The following is a 2,830-nucleotide window of genomic DNA, read 5'->3' on the forward strand; positions in this document are numbered from 1 at the left end:
GCCTCACCGAGGCCGCGAAGAGCCGTACCCCGATGGTCGTCCTGGCCCCGGAGGCCACCGCACCGCTGTCGAACTTCTTCATCGACCTGCCGGCACTCGCCGCCGCGGTCGGGGCCGACTTCCACCGGGTACGCGCGACGCACGCGGCCGAGGACGCGGGCGCGGCGTACCGGGCCGCCGCCGGGGGTGCGACGGTGGTGCTGGGCCTGCCGTTGCAGGTGCAGAACGCGGCGACCGAACCGTGGTCCGGTCCGGTCCCCGTGGTCGCGCCGACCCCGAGCGCCGTCCCGCAGGTCGAGCCGTTGCTGGCCGCGCTCCAGGCCGCCCGCCGACCGGTCTTCATCGCTGGTCGGGGTGCCCGGGCGGCCCGGGCACCGCTGACCCGGCTCGCCGACGCGTGCGGCGCGCTGCTCGCGGTCTCGGCAGCGGCCAAGGGACTGTTCGCCGGGAACCAGTGGAACCTCGACGTGGCCGGCGGCTTCGCCACCCCTCTCGCCGCCGAGCTGATCGGCGCGGCGGACCTGGTCGTCGCGTGGGGCAGCACGCTGAACATGGACCACCCGGCACGGCGAACTGATCCCGCCCGGCGCCGTCGTCGTCCAGGTCGACAGTGACCCGGCCGCGTTCGGGGTGAACCGCCCGGTCGACCTGACGGTGGCCGGCGACGTGACGGCGGTCGCCGAAGCGGTCCTCGGTCGACTGGACGCCGACACCACCGGGACTACGGACGCCGGTTGGCGTACGCCGGCGCTTGCCCAGCGGATCCGCGACCACGGCCGGTGGCGGACGGTCCCGTACCGGGACGAGAGTGACGCCGCGACCATCGACCCGAGGACCCTCTCGGCCGCCCTGGACGACCTGCTGCCGCCCGACCGCACGGTGGTGGTCGACTCGGGCAACTTCATGGGCTACCCGTCGATGTGGCTGGACGTACCGGACGTGGCCGGGTTCTGTTTCACCCAGGCGTTCCAGTCGGTCGGGCTCGGTCTGGCCAGTGCGCTCGGCGCGGCTGTCGCCCGGCCGGACCGGCTCACCGTCGCGGCGGTCGGCGACGGTGGCTTCGTCATGTCCGCCACCGAACTGGTCACCGCCGTCCGGCTGGCGCTGCCCCTGCTCGTGGTGATCTACGACGACGCGGCGTACGGCGCCGAGGTGCACCACTTCGGCCCGGACGGGCACCCGTTGGACACTGTCACCTTCCCGGAGACCGACCTGGCCGCGATCGCCCGTGGCTACGGCTGCGACGGGCTGACCGTCCGGACCGTCGACGATCTCGGGCCGGTACGCCGGTGGCTCGCCGGTCCCCGTACCCGACCGCTGGTGATCGACGCCAAGGTCTGCGCGGCGGGCGGCTCCTGGTGGTTGCAGGAGGCGTTCCGTGGCCACTGAGCCGGCACCGCCCGCGTACGGTGGCGCGGTGGCCACCTTCTGGACGCTGGGATGCGACGCCGACGATCCGCAGCGGATCGCCGCCTTCTGGGCGTTGGCCCTCGGGTACGTCAAGGAACCCGGTTTCGACGAGCCAGACAACGCGTCCATCGTCGATCCGGACGGTCGGGGCCCCGCCATCGCCTTCCTCAGGGTCCCCGAGCGGAAGTCGGCCAAGAACCGGATGCACATCGACATCCGCGTGGCCGGCCCGGGCTCCGGGGACGAGGCCGAGCGCGCGCGGTTGATCCGACGGAAAGTGCCCGACCTGGTCGCCGCCGGCGCGACGGTGGTCCGGGAGGAGTGGTACGGCGACGTCCTCGGGCACGTCGTCATGCTCGACCCGGAGGGCAACGAGTTCTGCGTCGCCTGACGCCATGATCGGGGCTCGTCGATCGGGCGGCACCGGCGGGGCCGTTTGCTGACCGATCCCGAGGGTAGGTGGGAATCCATGACGACGCCCGAGCAGAGTCAGCAGGAGCGAGCCCTCGAAACCGGTGCGGTGTACCAGGACGCCGAGGGGCGTCGGACGACGGACCCCGGCGCCGGTGCCACGCACGCCGACGATGAGGCAGACCGCAACGCGGAGCACCTCAGGCGGGGCGAGGTCGGCCCGCGCGTCCCGGAGGAGTAGGGCCGGTGCGTGTGTGGGGACCGGTTGGCGGGCGCCTACGCCACCGACACGTCGCGGGCCTGGGCGCCGCCCCCGGCGCGGAAGGCTGAGCACGCGACTCGGCTTGATACAGCCTCGGCTGTACTATCTGCGGAATGGAGACGTTGACGCACGGGCAGGTACTGGCCCGCTTCGGCCACGCCCTGTCCGATCCGACCCGGGCGCGACTCCTGCTGGCGCTGCGGGAGGGGCCCGGCTATCCGGCCGAGTTGGCCGACCTGCTGGGCACGACCCGGCAGAACCTGTCGAACCACCTGTCGTGCCTGCGTGGCTGCGGGCTGGTGGTCGCGGTGCCGCAGGGCCGCCGGACCCGCTACGAGTTGGCCGACGTTCGCCTGGCACATGCCCTGGCCGACCTGCTCGGCCTCGTCTTGGCGGTCGACCCGGCCGTGTGCCCGGACTCCGCTGAGAAGGGTTGCTGCTGATGACCCTGCCCCTGAGAACCGTGACACCCGCGGGGCCGTCGTCGGACCGCCACCAGGTCCTCGCCCGCCGGGTGCGGCTGCTGGTCGCCGCCACGATCACCTACAACGTCATCGAGGCGGTGGTGGCGATCACCGCCGGCACCATGGCGTCGTCGACCGCGCTGATCGGCTTCGGCCTTGACTCGATCATCGAGGTGTCCTCTGCGGCGGCGGTGGCCTGGCAGTTCGCCGGCCCCGACCCGCAGGCCCGGGAAAAGGTCGCGCTGCGGGTCATCGCGGTGTCGTTCTTCGCACTCGCCATCTA

General features: G+C 72.9%; 4 protein-coding genes and 2 pseudogenes. All 6 read left to right on the forward strand.

Annotated features, from left to right (window positions below; all coding sequences use genetic code 11):
- A pseudogene (locus tag KBX53_RS28290) lies at nucleotides 1–614 on the forward strand (thiamine pyrophosphate-binding protein); the annotation flags it as partial.
- Between the two features lie 16 nt (nucleotides 615–630).
- Nucleotides 631–1,389: a thiamine pyrophosphate-dependent enzyme gene (locus tag KBX53_RS37205; protein WP_210862607.1), complete on the forward strand. Its 759-nt coding sequence runs from the start codon at nucleotides 631–633 to the stop codon at nucleotides 1,387–1,389.
- Complete coding sequence (locus KBX53_RS28300) at nucleotides 1,379–1,801, forward strand: VOC family protein (RefSeq protein ID WP_309140875.1); 423 nt, start codon at nucleotides 1,379–1,381, stop codon at nucleotides 1,799–1,801. Before KBX53_RS37205 ends, KBX53_RS28300 begins: the two co-directional genes overlap by 11 nt.
- A 78-nt stretch (nucleotides 1,802–1,879) precedes the next feature.
- On the forward strand, nucleotides 1,880–2,062 hold the full coding sequence (locus KBX53_RS28305) for a ribonuclease (RefSeq protein ID WP_210862610.1): 183 nt from the start codon (nucleotides 1,880–1,882) through the stop codon (nucleotides 2,060–2,062).
- A gap of 134 nt (nucleotides 2,063–2,196) precedes the next feature.
- The gene (locus KBX53_RS28310) at nucleotides 2,197–2,526 is read left to right on the forward strand and encodes a helix-turn-helix transcriptional regulator (protein ID WP_030330797.1); all 330 of its coding nucleotides are present in this window, start codon (nucleotides 2,197–2,199) and stop codon (nucleotides 2,524–2,526) included.
- A pseudogene (locus KBX53_RS28315) lies at nucleotides 2,526–2,830 on the forward strand (cobalt transporter); the annotation flags it as partial. The gene KBX53_RS28310 and the pseudogene KBX53_RS28315, both read left to right, overlap by 1 nt.

This window comes from Micromonospora sp. M51 (assembly GCF_018070305.1).
GTDB classification, from domain to species: domain Bacteria; phylum Actinomycetota; class Actinomycetes; order Mycobacteriales; family Micromonosporaceae; genus Micromonospora; species Micromonospora parva.